General features: G+C 41.4%; 18 protein-coding genes. 3 read left to right on the forward strand and 15 right to left on the reverse strand.

Going from position 1 to position 15,853, the window contains the following annotated elements; translation table 11 throughout:
• Positions 1-17: 17 nt before the first annotated feature.
• Positions 18-602: a TetR/AcrR family transcriptional regulator gene (locus tag M3180_RS08920; protein WP_251667039.1), complete on the reverse strand. Its 585-nt coding sequence runs from the start codon at positions 600-602 to the stop codon at positions 18-20.
• Between the two features lie 177 nt (positions 603-779).
• On the opposite strand from M3180_RS08920, the gene M3180_RS08925 reads away from it, so the two are divergent.
• The gene (locus M3180_RS08925) at positions 780-1,514 is read left to right on the forward strand and encodes an SDR family NAD(P)-dependent oxidoreductase (RefSeq protein WP_251667040.1); all 735 of its coding nucleotides are present in this window, start codon (positions 780-782) and stop codon (positions 1,512-1,514) included.
• A gap of 88 nt (positions 1,515-1,602) precedes the next feature.
• Here the strand turns inward: M3180_RS08925 and M3180_RS08930 are convergent, their stop codons facing one another.
• The 8 genes from M3180_RS08930 to M3180_RS08965 all read right to left on the reverse strand — a co-directional run bounded on the left by M3180_RS08930 (position 1,603) and on the right by M3180_RS08965 (position 9,017).
• The gene (locus tag M3180_RS08930) at positions 1,603-1,824 is read right to left on the reverse strand and encodes a heavy-metal-associated domain-containing protein (protein WP_251667041.1); all 222 of its coding nucleotides are present in this window, start codon (positions 1,822-1,824) and stop codon (positions 1,603-1,605) included.
• A gap of 24 nt (positions 1,825-1,848) precedes the next feature.
• Positions 1,849-2,553 (reverse strand): Crp/Fnr family transcriptional regulator, encoded by a 705-nt coding sequence (locus tag M3180_RS08935; RefSeq protein WP_251667042.1) that lies wholly within the window; start codon positions 2,551-2,553, stop codon positions 1,849-1,851.
• Between the two features lie 163 nt (positions 2,554-2,716).
• Entirely contained in the window at positions 2,717-4,612 is a 1,896-nt protein-coding gene (locus M3180_RS08940; RefSeq protein ID WP_251667043.1) for a heavy metal translocating P-type ATPase, read from the reverse strand.
• 182 nt (positions 4,613-4,794) lie between these two features.
• The gene (locus M3180_RS08945) at positions 4,795-5,763 is read right to left on the reverse strand and encodes a GGDEF domain-containing protein (RefSeq protein ID WP_251667044.1); all 969 of its coding nucleotides are present in this window, start codon (positions 5,761-5,763) and stop codon (positions 4,795-4,797) included.
• 220 nt (positions 5,764-5,983) lie between these two features.
• Positions 5,984-6,136, reverse strand: a complete 153-nt coding sequence (locus M3180_RS08950) for a hypothetical protein (RefSeq protein WP_251667045.1) — start codon at positions 6,134-6,136, stop codon at positions 5,984-5,986.
• 51 nt (positions 6,137-6,187) lie between these two features.
• Complete coding sequence (locus M3180_RS08955) at positions 6,188-6,799, reverse strand: class I SAM-dependent methyltransferase (RefSeq protein ID WP_251667046.1); 612 nt, start codon at positions 6,797-6,799, stop codon at positions 6,188-6,190.
• A gap of 192 nt (positions 6,800-6,991) precedes the next feature.
• Positions 6,992-7,336: an ArsR/SmtB family transcription factor gene (locus tag M3180_RS08960; RefSeq protein ID WP_251667047.1), complete on the reverse strand. Its 345-nt coding sequence runs from the start codon at positions 7,334-7,336 to the stop codon at positions 6,992-6,994.
• Entirely contained in the window at positions 7,311-9,017 is a 1,707-nt protein-coding gene (locus M3180_RS08965; RefSeq protein WP_285855669.1) for a SulP family inorganic anion transporter, read from the reverse strand. Before M3180_RS08965 ends, M3180_RS08960 begins: the two co-directional genes overlap by 26 nt.
• Positions 9,018-9,189: 172 nt before the next feature.
• Between M3180_RS08965 and M3180_RS08970 the strand changes: the two genes are divergently transcribed.
• Positions 9,190-9,348 (forward strand): YfhD family protein, encoded by a 159-nt coding sequence (locus tag M3180_RS08970; protein ID WP_251667048.1) that lies wholly within the window; start codon positions 9,190-9,192, stop codon positions 9,346-9,348.
• A gap of 74 nt (positions 9,349-9,422) precedes the next feature.
• Here M3180_RS08970 and M3180_RS08975 read toward each other — a convergent pair whose 3' ends face one another.
• Positions 9,423-9,812: a hypothetical protein gene (locus tag M3180_RS08975; protein ID WP_251667049.1), complete on the reverse strand. Its 390-nt coding sequence runs from the start codon at positions 9,810-9,812 to the stop codon at positions 9,423-9,425.
• A gap of 151 nt (positions 9,813-9,963) precedes the next feature.
• Entirely contained in the window at positions 9,964-11,226 is a 1,263-nt protein-coding gene (locus M3180_RS08980; RefSeq protein WP_251667050.1) for an erythromycin esterase family protein, read from the reverse strand.
• 201 nt (positions 11,227-11,427) lie between these two features.
• On the opposite strand from M3180_RS08980, the gene M3180_RS08985 reads away from it, so the two are divergent.
• On the forward strand, positions 11,428-12,054 hold the full coding sequence (locus M3180_RS08985; protein ID WP_432806915.1) for an acetate uptake transporter: 627 nt from the start codon (positions 11,428-11,430) through the stop codon (positions 12,052-12,054).
• 89 nt (positions 12,055-12,143) lie between these two features.
• Here the strand turns inward: M3180_RS08985 and M3180_RS08990 are convergent, their stop codons facing one another.
• From M3180_RS08990 to M3180_RS09005, 4 genes are all read right to left on the reverse strand, one after another.
• Positions 12,144-12,587, reverse strand: a complete 444-nt coding sequence (locus tag M3180_RS08990) for a cell wall hydrolase (protein WP_251667052.1) — start codon at positions 12,585-12,587, stop codon at positions 12,144-12,146.
• Positions 12,588-12,732: 145 nt separating this feature from the next.
• Positions 12,733-13,761, reverse strand: coding sequence for a spore photoproduct lyase (gene splB, locus M3180_RS08995; protein WP_251667053.1), 1,029 nt, complete (start codon positions 13,759-13,761; stop codon positions 12,733-12,735).
• Positions 13,754-14,005, reverse strand: a complete 252-nt coding sequence (locus tag M3180_RS09000; protein ID WP_251667054.1) for a transcriptional regulator SplA domain-containing protein — start codon at positions 14,003-14,005, stop codon at positions 13,754-13,756. Before M3180_RS09000 ends, splB begins: the two co-directional genes overlap by 8 nt.
• 137 nt (positions 14,006-14,142) lie before the next feature.
• Positions 14,143-15,777, reverse strand: coding sequence for a catalase (locus tag M3180_RS09005; RefSeq protein WP_251667055.1), 1,635 nt, complete (start codon positions 15,775-15,777; stop codon positions 14,143-14,145).
• Between the last annotated feature and the right edge of the window lie 76 nt (positions 15,778-15,853).

The following is a 15,853-nucleotide window of genomic DNA, read 5'->3' on the forward strand; positions in this document are numbered from 1 at the left end:
GGTCCATCATTCTAATATTATAACCTTCTTAGGTTTATAATTTGTGTATTTGAGAAAACAGTAAGCTGGTCCATCATAAACTTAGTGGAATAGGAAAAATTATTTTCAATCCAGTAGTAGATCAAGCCAAGCGTAGCATTGGTTTGATATCGCAGGAACATATCATAATTTACCTCGCCAATTGGAGATTGCATCTCCATCTTAATGTCCTCCGAAAATAAAGCGAAAAATAATTGTTCTAGCCTCGTCTTAAACTCCACATGACCATGATACAACGCATAAAATACCCGTTTTTTACTTTCTATATATTCAAAGATTAACACCGTTGTCGGAGCTTGCTTATTTACATTAATCGTTTCACTCACATGGAATGGCAGCATAATAGCCGACTTCAAGCCTTCCAATACATCGCATAGAATTTCTTCTAGTAGTTCTTCTTTATTAGAATAATACGTATAGAAGGTCGATCGATTTAGTTCGGCATATTGCGCAATCATCGAAACGGTAATTTCCTGATCAGTAAATTGCTCCATTAGTATAATATATGCTTTCTTGAGAGCGGCTTTAGTCTTTTTTATCCTTCTATCTATTTTATAGCTCACGTAATCGGCCCCTCCTCTCATGGTGTACAAATAAAAATAAACATCACTTTTACTTTAAGTGTTGGTTAAACCTCATTTCAAGCCCTGTTGTCCATTTAATTTTTGAATACTATGCTAACCTAAAGGTGTTCATTGTTTAGACACATTATTCTATACACCTTTGAGGAGGTTTTCGAGATGAGACTAGAGAACAAAGTAGCCGTTGTAACTGGCGCTGCATCAGGTATTGGTTATGGTATTGTTGAGAAGTTTGTCAACGAAGGCGCAACGGTAGTCGCTGGGGATATTACAGATAGCATTTTTGAGCTTGAAAAAACCTTTGGTGACAAGGTAAAGGCTGTTAAGGTCGATGTATCCAAAGAAGCAGAAGTAAAAAGCTTAATTGAAACGGCTGTAAATACATTTGGCAAGCTGGATATTCTATGTAATAATGCTGGAATTCTTGGTGCTTATGCCAACATTGAAGAGTATACAGAGGAACAGTGGAATCGTGTCATGGCTATTAACATCAACGGTCCATTCTTCGGTATGAAGCATGCCGTTCCTTATATGAGACAAAATGGTGGCGGTTCCATCGTCAATACGGTATCCATTTCATCTCGTCATGCAACGCCTGGTTCTCCAGCCTATGTAACATCAAAAGGCGCGATGCTCATGCTGACTCGTCAGGCTGGTCACGATTATGCTCGTGAAAACATCCGCGTTAATGGAATCTCTCCGGGTGTAGTCAATACGGGTATTCTAAAAGACGTAGACGATGATATGCTAAAAGTATATTCGGAGGCTATTCCGATGCGTCGTATTGGTGAGCCTTCCGAGCTTGCAAATGTCGTTTGCTTCTTAGCTTCAGACGAGGCATCCTACGTTACAGGTCAAACCTATATTGTCGATGGCGGTAAAGATACGATCTAAGTAGTTACATTAAACGGCTTTAATCCTTGTTCTATTGGGATTAAAGCCGTTTTTATAATGTTATCCAATTCGTCATTCCCTGCAAACCTTAGTTTGTCTTAATTGTTAACACTTCATAGCCTAATTTTTCGACTGTTTCTTTCAGCTGATCAGCGGTTACCTTTGAATCATCAAAGTCGACTTTAGCTTTACTCGCGTTGAATAGACACTTAACATCGTCCACTCCACTCATTTTGCTGAGAGCCCCTTCAATCTTTTTAATACAGGATGGACAAGTTAACGCTTCAAGCTGCATAACTGCTTTTTTCATTTTAATCTCCTCCTTTAGGCTGTATTATTTACCGTACAGCAGCAATTGATCTAAATCATAAATTTTAATGCTATTTTTAGGCAGCAGTTCAATTACATTCTCCTGCTCAAGATGAGCAAGCTTTCGGCTAATCGTTTCTGGTGTCGTCCCTAGGTAGGATGCCAAATCCTTCTTTGAGATAGGCAACTTAATGATTGGGCTGTTCCCACTATTGCTATCTAAACAATCTAATAGAAACGATATAATTCTGGATTCCACACTTTCCGTAAAGACCTGTGCCGTTTGTTTTTCAGATTCCTTCAGCCTCGAAGTCATCTCTGCAATAATCTTTAATGAAATTTGCGGAAACTCTATTAGGTATTCCAACAAATCCGCTTGATTAAATAAGCAAATAGATGTATTTTGCATCGCCTCGGCGTAATTCTCATGTACTTCTCCTGGCCTGAATATCGCCAATTCCCCTGTAAAGTCACCGGGATTCAGTATACGAACAAGCTGCTCCTTGCCTGTATCAGATAGTCTGTAAACTCTTACTTTTCCGGTGTGAATGATATATAGCACATCATCCTTGTCACCAGCACGGAATAGCATCTCGCCCTTTTTAATTTGCTTGGTTTGTGCAGATCCTACGATGCGGTCCATGTCCTGATCCTCTAAGTGATTAAAGATTGGTACTAATCGAATACAATCCCTATAGTTATGTCCAGATTGTCCAGCATCCTTTCCCATACAGGTGAACCCTCCTTCAGGTTGAGCATATGTTCTAACGGTTTACGTACGCAATACGGCTTAATAAATATCTTCTTTGTTGTGTATAGTTGCATTTTTTTGCCTAGTATCGTTCAAAATTTCCGTAAACTCATTATACCTTACTTCCATCCCAGCAATGCAGTTACCGATTGTGGCTAGTTCCTCTCCTACTTTTACTTGCTTTGAAGCTGATTAATCTCATCGCGTTCAATATAACAACAAGAACGCTGCCTTCATGTATGAACATACCGCTTGCCAAATGCACATGCCCGCCAAGAACACCGACCAGAAGGATCACTACAACTGCTAAAGCAATCGCTATATTTTGACGCATGTTACGTATCGCTTTCTTAGATAACACATAGGCATGAGCATATTGTGAAAACTTATCCGCCATGAGCACCACATCAGCAGTCTCCATAGATATATCCGTCCCACCCTCACCCATCGCGATTCCTATATTTGCTGCAGCAATCGCGGGGGCATCATTGACTCCATCACCAGCCATGGCGACAATAGCACCCTCTTCTTTCAGCTTATTTACATAAGCAACCTTATCGCTCGGCAGCAGCTCGGCATAAAACTCATCAATACCCAGCTGATTAGCGACAGCTTTTGCCGTATGACGGTTATCGCCAGTGTGCATAATGATTCGCTTCACGCCATTCGCTCTCATCATCGCTAATGCCTCATGCGCATCATCTCGGATTTGATCTGCTATCGATATGATGGCTTCAAGCACGCCATTCATCGCTACAAATACCGCGGTGTTTCCTAACAATTCCCGGCTGATTGCATACTGGCCTGCATGCGCATCGATGTCAATTTGCCGCGCATCCATAAGCTTTCTATTCCCCGCTACGATATGATGCTTGTTAACCGTGGCGACTATGCCATGTCCTTTAATGGCTTCACTATCCGTAAGCTGATACGAGCTAAGATCTACACCACGATTCACCGCAGTCTTGACGATCGTCTGACCTAGATGATGTTCCGAGACCGTTTCCGCTTTCGCTACGTATGCCAAAACTTCTATAGCTGTCTTAGCCCCGAAAGTATGCACATCGGTTACTTCAGGCTTGCCTTTCGTTAGCGTTCCGGTTTTATCAAATACTAATGTATCGACCTTCGCCAACCTCTCCATTACTTCTCCACCCTTAATCAGCACACCGTTTTTGGCACCATTGCCGATACCAGCCACGTTAGATACAGGAGCGCCAATAACAAGTGCCCCGGGGCACGCAATAACTAAAAAGGTGATGGCCAGATGTAGGTCGCTTTTCAGAATATAAACTAGTATCGCTAATAGTGTGACGGCAGGGGTATAATAGCTCGAAAAACGATCTAAGAAGCGTTCCGTCTTCGATTGTGAATCCTGCGCTTCCTCTATAAGCTCAATAATTTTGGCAAACGTCGTGTCATCGCCTACCCTTTCGGCTATCAGTTCGATATAACCCGTATCTAGAATAGTTCCGCTAAATACACGATCACCATCCGATTTGTAGACTGGAACGGATTCACCAGTAACTGCCGCCTCATTAATGGAGGCTCGACCCTTCACTATAACTCCATCGACTGGAATTTTCCCACCTGGCAGAACAACAATCTGATCTCCTACCTTCACATCCTCGACACCGATAAGCTTACGAGAGCCATCTTCATGTAATAATAGAGCTTCTTGCGGTGCCATATCGATGAGCTGCTTTAAAGATGAGCGCGTTTTTTGCAGCGTACGATTCTCTAAATAAGCACCAAATAAAAACAGAAAGGTTACAATCGAGGACTCCACGTATTCGCGAATGAAAAGCGCACCGACTACGGCAAACGTAACGAGCAATTCTATGCTAAAGGTACGCAGTCTGACGGCTTGCCATGCTTTCATTGCAACGGGAGCAACCCCGATGACAGTAGCAGCAATGAGAAATCCATTACTCCAGCCCACTTGCTGCTGCATGACCATAAGTATGAAGCCCACCGCAATAAGCATCCCTGACAGCAGTGTGAGCTTGTTTGTGTAACGGTTAATGGCCTTCATCATTCTGCTTCCCTCCTCTATTCTGTTCGCCTCTTGGTTGTCTCTATCTTATCGAATGATCAAAAAAATAAAATTGACGCCGGTCAAGAAATAATAAAAACTTACGTTGCTAGCAACAAAAAGAGCGCTACCGCATAGGTAAGCGCCCCATTTATTTCCTTAAACGTTGTATACCTCTATTCTGATCATGATACACCCTTAGCTCTGTACATTGCTCGATCTGCTTCTTTAATCAGCATCTCTAGGTCCGTATGTGAAACCTCTGTCGTGTGGTACCATCCAATACTTGCAGAAACATTAATGACATGATGATTACATATCATTGGTCTTTCCAATGCAGATTGAATTTGCTCTGAAAGCTTTTCTAGCTGTGGATGGTCAATATCTGCACATAAAATTACAAATTCATCTCCACCTAGACGACAAAGTAAATCTGTGTCTCGCAGTACACCGTCTAATCTTGAGACGATGTTCACTAGTAACTGATCTCCAGCCTCATGCCCATAGGTATCATTTATTTCTTTAAAGTCATTCATATCAATGAATAACGCGGCTATAGAATCGACATGTTTATGCTTTAGCTGATCAAACCTATCCTTAAGCTGTAAACGATTAGCCGCTCCAGTTAGCGCATCATGATACGCTAATTGCTGCAGCTTGGCATTCGCTTCTCTCAATTTACGTATAGCGACGATGATAAAGGTCGCAATGAACACGGCAAACAGTACCAAATAAACAAGATCTTCTCTGCCGACATTCGGAAAAATATGCTCATGAAGATGAAAAAAAGCGTAAAGAGTGAGTATGATCGAAGCAATGCCTGCTAGCACTACGACTCGTATGCTTTGATAGATTGCACTTAGAGGAAGAGCTAACCACATGAATAAATAATTAACTAAATACGGTGAATCGCTAAGTAAATAATAAAAGTAAATATACATACAGCTTATCGTTACATACATTGTAATCTTCGGTTTTATCTTCTTGTGGATCAAAAGTATTAGAACGCTACCAAATACGATAAAAAGAAAAGCGGGAGGAAATACACTCTCCAGTCCTTCAATGAAAATATTGATGATGACTTGTATACTATAAAAGGCGCATATAAGTATGAACAATGCTTTATTTCGATGCATTAATTCCCTATCAATCATTAGATACTCTTCCTCTTTCATTTATAATAGGCCTAAGGTTCGTACTGTATCAGTTTACTATATGTAATATTATCCATTTACTATATTATAGCTTATGTTATCTTCCTATACCTTGTAAAATAATCAAATATTCGTTAACATTTCCACAGTCATTCAACGCCTATTATCAACTGCTCACCAAGCCATATGAAATGAAAAAAGCCAGCCCTGATGGCTGACCTTATTTATACCATGAGACATTTGTTGAGCTCAGCTGAAAGCTCTGTTGAATGGCTGGTATGGCTACTGTAATCATCGTTGTATTTAACGGATTAAGAATAATGCCTATTGCTACAGCTAGTATAATAAACTTGTTGTTTTTTTCCACAGTCATTTCGGTGTCTCCTCTAGATGGTGTAATCCTTAATTCTAATACGATGAGATACTAAGTTGATGCTTTTTGAGAATCAAGTACGAACATCGTTGCGTCCTGACCCATGAATAGATTACTTCCCTTATAGAACGTTTCAGATTGAATATCGCTATATCCGATCTTAGTCATCATTTTTGTAAGCTCTGCTTGATCAAAGCCGTTATGAACGAGGTCCGACATGACATTTTCGTTTTTGTTAAAGTCTACGATGATTACATGCCCTCCTTCATTCAGAACATCGAATAGTCTAGCTAGTACGACTTCAACGTCAGGAATATGAAGCAAAACCTGTGCCATGAAAATATAATCTGCTTTTACATTAGCCAGAGCATCTTGCTCAAAATCAAAGCATAGCGTATCCGCATTCTGGATGTTTAAATCAGCTATTTTTTGTTTCACTTGCTCAATCATGTTTAGTGATGTATCTAGAAAAAGCACGGAATGAAATTCATCTAACAAGTTCATTCCTACAAGACCGGTTCCACATCCGAAATCAATCGCTTTCTTGTCCTTGGCATCCTTGACGTAACCACGAATAGCGTCTGAGGCTACTTTAGCGATCTGAATTCTTTCTGGAGTGTCATACATTTGCGCAATCATTTCAAATTTATCTGTGTTTGCCACTATGATTTTCATCCTCTCTATTATGTAATCTCGAAGTAAGCTCGAGTTGTAATCACTCCCACTCCGTTACTGCCCACGATAAGTTCATCGTATCATGTTAACGAAGGTATTTAAAATTGCCCTACGTAAAAAAGCAGAGAAGGCATCTTCTCCGCTTCGCGTTTAATATGTCCAGCTGCTTATTCATCAAGCTTAGCTCCCACTTGCTTCACCATCATCATTGAATTTATCTAACATAGAAATCGTCTCAATTAAATGATTGTTGAAAATTTGTCGCGCGATGTCCAGTAGATCAATAATCATGGGATCTCGTAATGAATAGAGCACACGGTTTCCGTCTTTTTTACTGAATACTATATTTTTACTTCTCAATATGCTTAATTGCTGCGAAACAGCTGAGCCTTCAGAGCCTATCAATGTTTGAAGCTCATTTACATTTTTTTCTCCCTCAGCAAGCAGCTCCAATATTCTTATACGTAAAGGATGAGCAAGTGCTTTGAAGAAATCGGCTTTAAACTTTTGTAACTCTAAATTCATCATCTTCTCCTTTTACTGCTTTTCTATCTTCGTTTAAGCTCAGTTTACTTAGAGCAACGTTTATAGCATCGACCGTATGTGCATAAAATTGACTTTCTCCAATTTCATCATATAATCCTGTTTTTTTCAAGACTTCTCTCGGTTGATCCTGTAAACCTGATACTAGCACCATTCCTCCGCTCGATTTAATCGATTGTACGATATGCGAGAGACTAGTTTCACCGCTCGTGTCCATATAAGGCACCTTACTTAAACGTAAAATTAGTATCTTTGTGTTAGGGTGAACAACCTCTTGTATTGCTTTTTCGAATACCTGTGCAGAACCAAAAAACAGCGGTCCATCGATGTTGCAAATATTGATCTGCGCATAATCATCCTCTTCTTCACTTAAGCTCTGCGCTGTTACCAGACGATGATTCGTATCTTCTGGAATTACTTTAGATACAACATGCAGCTCACTCATTCTTTTAACAAAGATCATCATTGAGAGTAATAGACCAACACCAACAGCGGTCGTCAAATCAACGAATATCGTTAATAAAAATATAATTACAAGGATGATGGCATCCCATGTCTTAGTTTTTAATATTTGAGCAAATTTCTTCATTTCACTCATATTCCACGCGACGACCATAAGAATCGGTGCCATACTAGCTAAAGGGATATTTGATGCATAGGGTGCTAACAATAGCAGAACAACTAACACAACTAAACCTTGAACGATACCAGATACAGGCGATGCTGCCCCACTCTTAACATTCGTTGCCGTACGAGCAACGGCTCCTGTCGCAGGTATGCCTCCGAATAAGGGCGAGACTATATTAGCAATACCTTGACCCATTAATTCACGGTTACTGTTATGCTTTGACCCTGTTAATTCATCTGCTACTACAGCAGACAATAATGACTCTATACTGCCTAGCATAGCTATCACTAATGCAGGGCCAATGAGCAGCTTAATCCGTTCCCACGTGATCTCAGGAAACTGTAGGCTTGGTAATTGATGTGGAATTTCGCCGTAGGATGAGCCTATCGTAGCTAATTGATCAGGAAAGAATATTGCTGCTACAATACTCGATCCAATCAACCCGACAAGCGCTCCCGGAATTTTAGGCAGAAATTTATTCGTTACGATAATAAGAATGAGGCCGATAACAGCTACAAGGATACTGTACATATTAATAGTATCCAAATGAATGAAGATTTCCTTCATCTTGTCTATAAAATACTCATGATTCTCCAGACCAGTAAGTCCTAAAAAGTTACTGATTTGTCCTGAAAAGATCGTAACGGCAATTCCTGTTGTAAAGCCGATTGTGACGGGCCGCGGAATAAATCTGATCAGCCCTCCTAGTCTAAATAACCCCATAAGAAACAAGATTATGCCGGCTAAAAATCCTGCAATCAACAGATTCTCATATCCATAGCTAATGACGATCCCTAATAAAATTGGAATAAATGCACCCGTAGGTCCTGCAATTTGATATTTCGAACCACCAAAAATGGATACTAAAATACCTGCAATAATGGAAGTATAGATACCATACTCTGGCTTCACACCTGATGCGATTGCAAAAGCCATTCCTAGCGGAATGGCAATAACCCCAACAATACACCCTGAAATCAAATCCCTACGAAGCTTTTCCATCGAGTAATCATTGAATCTCCCCAATTTTAACAATCCAACTCATCTCCATGCAACCGTATATTTGTATATTTGATTTTTTGAATATACAAATATAATAAACCCTTTATCTATAATGTCAAATGAAAATAATGTTAGCTTGTCTCGGTAATAAATAAGGCGTCATCGTTACAAAATATAGACAACCACATAGATTGGAGTGTTGAATATGGGAAGAAATAATAACCAGGGACATAGTAAAAACAAGAGTTCTTTGCCTCAAACACCAAGTAATCAAAAAATTGCTCCAAACGAAGTGCAGGAAGAGTTTGCTCAAGAGATCGCAGATCTTACAAAATCAACTCAGAAGAGATCAAAGAAGAAATAAAGTGAGCGTCATCTAGCTGGAAATATATAAGAGCACGACCTTTGAGGTAGTGCTCTTATACATAGTTAGGTATATTATTTATTGATGTTCGTTCTACTCTCCATTAGTCCCTTAAAACGATCGCGATAGAACCAAACTAAAATTCCTTCCAATATCGTAACCAGTATCGCTAAAGCTAGTAAATCGGAATCTACAAATAGATGAAAGGCTAATATATTTACGATGATGCTTGCTAAGACGATTAAAGTTAGTGGTACAAAGCGGCGTATGATTAATAAGACTCCAGCTATGATCTCTACTCCTTTTTCCAACGCTAAGAAGTAACCCTCACCTAAAAACTCCATTGCAGCTGGACTAGTTGGAGCAAATGCTTCAAACCCAAATAACACAACGTATCCATTTAAGCCTGCTCCTAGGAAAATGATTCCAAGCACTAATTCAACTATGCGAATCCATACATTCATTGATATCCCCCCAAGCTAGCAAAGTGATTAGATCAACGCTCACTTTATTTTACACTAGGTAAATCTAATTATGGGGATATTTGCATATTTTATTGAAAATGAAAATGCCAGCAGGGGAGTCTCATCTCCTGCTGGCATTTTCATTATGATATCAGTAATACATTACAGGCAGCTTAAGTGGCTTCAGAGCTCGCGACTGGTCTACATAGATAAATGCATCATATCGGCTTGGAAGTATGGAGGGTACATAATTTCCACGCTCATAATGAGGATGATAAACCACACCAATTGCCCGATGTCCAAGCGGTTGGTGAAGAACCTTACTTTCTTCATCAAAAATGATCACTTTATCATGATCCCCAGCTTGGTGCAGCAAAGCCTCCCAGCTGCCAGATATCGCTTGTGGAACCTTCATAACTTCAATGTCACCACCCCACTTATCAGAAGCGATGACCGTTCCTTGATACGTCCCAAAGCCTACTGCGTATACCTGCTCCTGACCAAACTTCTCTCGAACCAGTTGTCCAACATTGACCATTCCATCAGCTGCCATATCTGTAGCTCTAGCATCACCGATATGTGTGTTGTGCTCCCATACGATAGCCTTCGCATGCGGACCGTGAAACGCCTTAATTCGAGATAATGCCTCAACCATATGCCGATCGCGGATGTTCCAAGAATCAGGTCCGCCGCGAACCATCGATTGATAATAGCGCTCAGCGTTTACCGCAACTAACGCGTTGATCTCATCATTTAACGATAACTCATCCTGAGACCCGCTTGCTTTTCTCTTCTCCTGAAGCGTAAGCAACAAATTAACGCCTTCCTCCTCACAGCCCTCCGATAGAAAGCTAGCGGAAACTCCGTAGGCCTGTGGTTCACGTCCATGCGGCTCGAAGCATTCGAAGGCTTTCTGTGCTATTGCCAAATCAGGAGAATCGATTTCTGTTAGATGACGTATAATTTCTTCCATCGACTCCCATAGACTATAGACGTCAATGCCGTAAAATCCAATTTGGTCTTTATCTTTCTTATTTTTATTATATTCATGAAGCCACTGGGTTAAATCGACTACCTCTTCATTAGCCCACATCCATGTCGGCCATCTATTAAAATCCTTCAGTGCTTCCCGTGCATTCGAAGGCGCATCTGCTTTATGCTTGATGTATCGGTTCAATGTAAAGCAAGACGGCCAATCTCCTTCAACCGCAATAAAGGAAAATCCCTTCTCCTGTATAAGTCTTTTCGTAATTTCTGCTCTCAGTGTATAAAACTCGGAGGTCCCATGCGAAGCCTCACCCAGCAATACGATCTCGCGATCGCCAACAGCCTGAACGATCTTATCTAAATCATCCATCGTCTTAATTCGAGTAGACGTTCTTTGAATTTCAAGTATGATTTCTTCGTCCTGCATATGTATGCTCCCTCTGAATAGTTATATGTTGGTTGACAGTATTCTAATGATCATTTATCTCATTTGGATTACTGCTATTCTTTCCTGAAATGGAACATCTATTCGGATAATGCCACTGACATTCCTATTAAAATCAACCCGTTATAGCTGTAACTGTGGTATGATGACGATTGCTGATTTATATCAACAATTACATCGTAAGTGGAGGCATCTATGACAACACACACAAAACAATCGGTACAAATCATTACAGCAGATCCAAGTGGGATTGGTCTGTTTGGGCTAGCAATCGTCACGCTAGTAGCATCCTCACAAAAACTTGGTCTGACAACAGGGCTCAGCTTTGTTATCCCTTGGGCGATATTCCTTGGAGCACTAGCACAGATTTTTGCAGCGATTCAAGACGCTAAGCACAATAATACATTCGGTATGACCGCCTTCGCTGCCTATGGTTTCTTCTGGCTCGGCGTCGCTAGCAGCTGGTTAATGAAGCTCGGTGCTTTTGGGCCGCTACTAGCTGCAGATATCGACGGAAAACAGCTTGGATTTGCATTTCTAGGTTATCTAATTTTTACTCTATTCATGACAATTGGCGCTATGGAAACACATAAAGTACTGTTTATTATATTCGTACTTATAGATTTACTGTTTATAGGTTTAACGTTAGACGCTTTTGGAATCGCACCTCATGTCTTCCATACCCTTGCCGCATATGCTGAACTCGGTATTGCGTTGATGTCCCTATACGGCTGCGGCGCGTCTGTATTAAATGTTCACTTTGGACGCAAGTTCCTTCCGCTTGGTAAACCATTTGGTATTTTCAAATAAATCTCATGACAAAAACACCAGCCCCCTTATTTGCATATAAGGGGGCTGGCGCATTTAATATACTTTTACATTTGAATATACACGCAGTATTAATACGTGTTGTATACATTTTCACATTCTTCTGCCGTTGGTTCATAGAAACAATGCTTCTTCCATCGTCCTACAAACGGCTGATCGTACCATGTTGACGGGCATGGTCCGGGATTATCATATGATCCTGGACGGAAATACCACAGCGAGAATTTGGCTGGCCAGCTCCGCTCCCCATTGACTGCACGCTGCGCTAAACGGCGTTCCCGCTCTCTTGCACCTTGATAGAACATACCATGCTGCAGCGCCTCGAACGCATGTGGCTGGTAAATCATTTGAGGAATGGTCCGAATATCTTTAAAGTCGGAGCAATTTACTCTTATTCGGTTAATGCCCACCGTTCCAACGTGGAGCATTCCCTGTTCTCCCTCGGCTTCAGCCTCCGCTCGAAGCAATCTCGCCAACATGCTTATATCTTGACTCCTGGCTTTTACTACTGCCATAGGATCATCACCTCATTACACTTGTTGACACATTATATTGTAGTCAGTGGAGATGTGATACTCTGACAGACAGCTTTATCTTGTAAACAAGACTCTTTTTTTAGCATAATGCTTTCATAAGTGTCTATAGTGGCATAGCATTCCTTTATGTGAAGTACTCAATCTTTGCTTGAGGAAAGTAATGATTAATGTATCTGCCAAGCGTTTCTTTAATATCCTGCTGCTCTTGGTCTGTATATACATATTTCCCGATGCCGTATCGTCCCCATTTCCACTTTCTCTTCGTTTCATCGAGCTCCAGCTTGGTCATCGGATAGTTCTTTTCAATCACATTCTTCGCAGGCTTCGTAAATCGATGCTGAATTAATTCAAAGGTGAGGTCTTTCTTGCTGGCCTCGGAAAGATTGGCTTCTAGTCTTTCAAACATGTCTTTATAGCCTTCTTTCCAGCCTTCATGTAGATAAATTGGAGCGATAATGAAACCTAATGGATATCCAGCATCCCCCACCTTCCTAGCCGCCTCCATTCTCTCCAATTGTCTGGACGTTCCCGGTTCAAAATTTTTAATAATATATTCGTCATTCATACTAAAGCGAAATCGGGTTCGACCATTATGCTTGGCATCAAGCAAATGATCCACATGCTCGAATTTAGTGACAAACCGCAATCTGCCGTATTCAGACTCACCAAAAAACTCAATAGCCTTCTTTAGAGAATGCGTTAAGTGATCAATGCCTACGATATCCGATGTACAGGATGCTTCAAACCTTGTAATCTCCGGAGCTCTTTCCTTCATATATTGATTCGCTGCATCAAAAATATCATCGAGATTGACATAGGTGCGAATATACGGCTTACTGCCCATCGTCGTTTGTAAGTAGCAATAATGACAATGCCCCATACACCCCGTTGCAAATGGAATCGCATACTCTGCAGAAGGCTTCGACGTATCGAACTTTATCGTTTTCCTAACCCCAACGACTAACGTAGACTTCGCAATTCTATACTTTTGAAAATCATTGTCTCCAGGTAGGTTTCTTATTTGGTTATGAGACGTTGTCTCCCTAATTTCAATGCCCATCGATTCAAATTTTTGAATCAATTCTTTGCCTAAAGGATATTCCAGCGCTCTTGGCTCGACATAAACTAGCTGAGGAACGAAAGGCTTAACCATATAAACCCTCCACGTCAGTGTATCCAAAAGCCTCCCTATAGGCTTCTTCTGCTTCACTCGCTGTTTGATATACAGCAACCTCTTCGTTTAATGGATAATACGTTTCGTACATAAATAGCGAAAGGCTACCGGGAGAGTTAGGATCCATCACGACTGCTGCCTCTTGAACATTAGCTACACCTTGAACATGAGGGTTTCGTATAATGACATACACGACTTGCCCTGGCTGAAATTGGCTTGACATAATACCAGCACCATCCTTAAGTTTTCGTTAGTATGACTTGAAATCATGCAAAATATGCTAAAGCAAAAAAGAAGGCTACCCCGTCCTGCTCCATCTGAAGCCTTAGGGTAACCTTCTCTATAAGTATAGCTTTGCTTTTAATATGGGTCTGCTTCGTGGCTTTTCTTAACCGCGTCCTTTACAGCTTGATTCGCATCAATTGTACCTTGACCGTATTTCGAAATACCTGATTCACGGCCTGGAACGTTACCTTCTGTTTTCATATGTTCAATCTCTTTCATTTTCTGTGCAATACCTTCCTTCACTCGTCGCCCATAATCTTGATCGGCCTGCGTGAAGTGTTCAATCATCGCCTCTTGAATACGTGGGTCGCACACCGCCAGCGCTTCAGATAGGTTTTTAATCAATTCCTCGCGCTCCCACTCTTCAAATTCACGATATGTATTCCCTGCCTGACCGTAGTTGTTCGGACGATCAATCGGTGCACTCATCGTTGCCGCATGATACATTGGGTGATGTGGAGCACGACCTTCGGTGCTAGCTTCCTTAAAGCCACCGATCATCGACGGTTCATAATTAATATGAGGATTCTCTCCTGACTCTTTCGGGTCACGGACATCCATTTGACCGCGCTGCTGGTTCGTATGAACGGGCACCTTCGGTGCATTTACAGGCAGCTTCAGATAGTTTGCGCCAACACGATAGCGCTGCGTGTCGGAGTAAGAGAAGGTACGACCCTGCAGCATTTTGTCGTCGGAGAAGTCCATACCATCAACAAGAACTCCTGTACCGAATGCAGCTTGCTCAATTTCCGCATGATAATCTACTGGATTGCGATCAAGCACCATGCGACCTACCGGCAGCCATGGAAACTTATCCTCCGGCCAAAGCTTCGTATCATCAAGCGGGTCAAAATCAAGCTCCGGATGATAGTCATCCTCCATCATTTGCACGAAAAGCTCCCATTCTGGATAATCCCCTCGTTCAATTGCTTCATATAAGTCTTGTGTAGCATGGCCAACATTTTTCGCCTGTATCGCTTCGGCTTCTTCTTGCGTTAAATTGCGAATCCCTTGCTTAGGCTCCCAGTGGTACTTAACGAGAACCGCTTCGCCCTTATCGTTAACCCACTTGTAGGTGTTTACACCAGAACCCTGCATATGACGATAGGTTGCAGGAATCCCCCATGGTGAGAAGAGAATCGTAATCATATGAGTCGCTTCTGGTGAACGAGAAACGAAGTCGAACATCCGCTGTGGATTAGGCACGTTCGAGGCAGGGTCAGCCTTAAAGGCGTGAATCATATCAGGGAATTTCATCGCATCGCGAATGAAGAAAATCTTCAAATTATTCCCTACGAGATCCCAATTCCCATCCTCTGTATACATCTTCACAGCAAAGCCGCGTGGATCCCTTGCTGTTTCTGGTGAATCCTTAGCCCCCGCTACCGTGGAGAACCTTACCATTAGCGGTGTTCGCTTTCCAGCACCAGAAAATACTTTTGCCCGTGTATATTTCTCCACCGGCTCATCACCGACCTTGCCGTAGGCTTCAAAATATCCAAAAGCCCCTGTTCCACGAGCATGAACGACTCGCTCAGGAATTTCCTCCCGATCAAAGTGCGATATTTTTTCGATAAAGTGGTAATTTTCTAATGTCGCTGGACCTCGGTTTCCGACGGTCTTAATGTTCTGATTATCCATTACGGGGTGACCTTGACGCGTCGTTAATGTTTCACGTTGAACATTATCATGTTGAGAATCATTAGTCATTAAGCTGCCTCCTCCAAAATTTTCATCTATATGTTGTCCGAATTTAACAACTTTATACAAATATGGAATGGCATAA

It is taken from the genome of Paenibacillus camelliae (genome assembly GCF_023715345.1).
In the GTDB taxonomy this organism is placed as follows: Bacteria; Bacillota; Bacilli; order Paenibacillales; family Paenibacillaceae; genus Pristimantibacillus; species Pristimantibacillus camelliae.

Excerpts from the sequence above, each read along its gene's own strand:
- M3180_RS08925 (WP_251667040.1), top strand. The coding sequence starts at position 780 with ATGAGACTAGAGAACAAAGTAGCCGTTGTAACTGGCGCTGCATCAGGT.
- M3180_RS08975 (WP_251667049.1), bottom strand. The coding sequence starts at position 9,812 with ATGAATGTATGGATTCGCATAGTTGAATTAGTGCTTGGAATCATTTTC.
- M3180_RS08930 (WP_251667041.1), bottom strand. The coding sequence starts at position 1,824 with ATGAAAAAAGCAGTTATGCAGCTTGAAGCGTTAACTTGTCCATCCTGT.
- M3180_RS08940 (WP_251667043.1), bottom strand. The coding sequence starts at position 4,612 with ATGATGAAGGCCATTAACCGTTACACAAACAAGCTCACACTGCTGTCA.
- M3180_RS08935 (WP_251667042.1), bottom strand. The coding sequence starts at position 2,553 with ATGGGAAAGGATGCTGGACAATCTGGACATAACTATAGGGATTGTATT.
- M3180_RS08970 (WP_251667048.1), top strand. The coding sequence starts at position 9,190 with ATGGGAAGAAATAATAACCAGGGACATAGTAAAAACAAGAGTTCTTTG.
- M3180_RS08980 (WP_251667050.1), bottom strand. The coding sequence starts at position 11,226 with ATGCAGGACGAAGAAATCATACTTGAAATTCAAAGAACGTCTACTCGA.
- M3180_RS09005 (WP_251667055.1), bottom strand. The coding sequence starts at position 15,777 with ATGACTAATGATTCTCAACATGATAATGTTCAACGTGAAACATTAACG.
- M3180_RS08945 (WP_251667044.1), bottom strand. The coding sequence starts at position 5,763 with ATGATTGATAGGGAATTAATGCATCGAAATAAAGCATTGTTCATACTT.
- M3180_RS08960 (WP_251667047.1), bottom strand. The coding sequence starts at position 7,336 with ATGAATTTAGAGTTACAAAAGTTTAAAGCCGATTTCTTCAAAGCACTT.
- M3180_RS08990 (WP_251667052.1), bottom strand. The coding sequence starts at position 12,587 with ATGGCAGTAGTAAAAGCCAGGAGTCAAGATATAAGCATGTTGGCGAGA.
- splB (WP_251667053.1), bottom strand. The coding sequence starts at position 13,761 with ATGGTTAAGCCTTTCGTTCCTCAGCTAGTTTATGTCGAGCCAAGAGCG.
- M3180_RS08950 (WP_251667045.1), bottom strand. The coding sequence starts at position 6,136 with ATGACTGTGGAAAAAAACAACAAGTTTATTATACTAGCTGTAGCAATA.
- M3180_RS09000 (WP_251667054.1), bottom strand. The coding sequence starts at position 14,005 with ATGTCAAGCCAATTTCAGCCAGGGCAAGTCGTGTATGTCATTATACGA.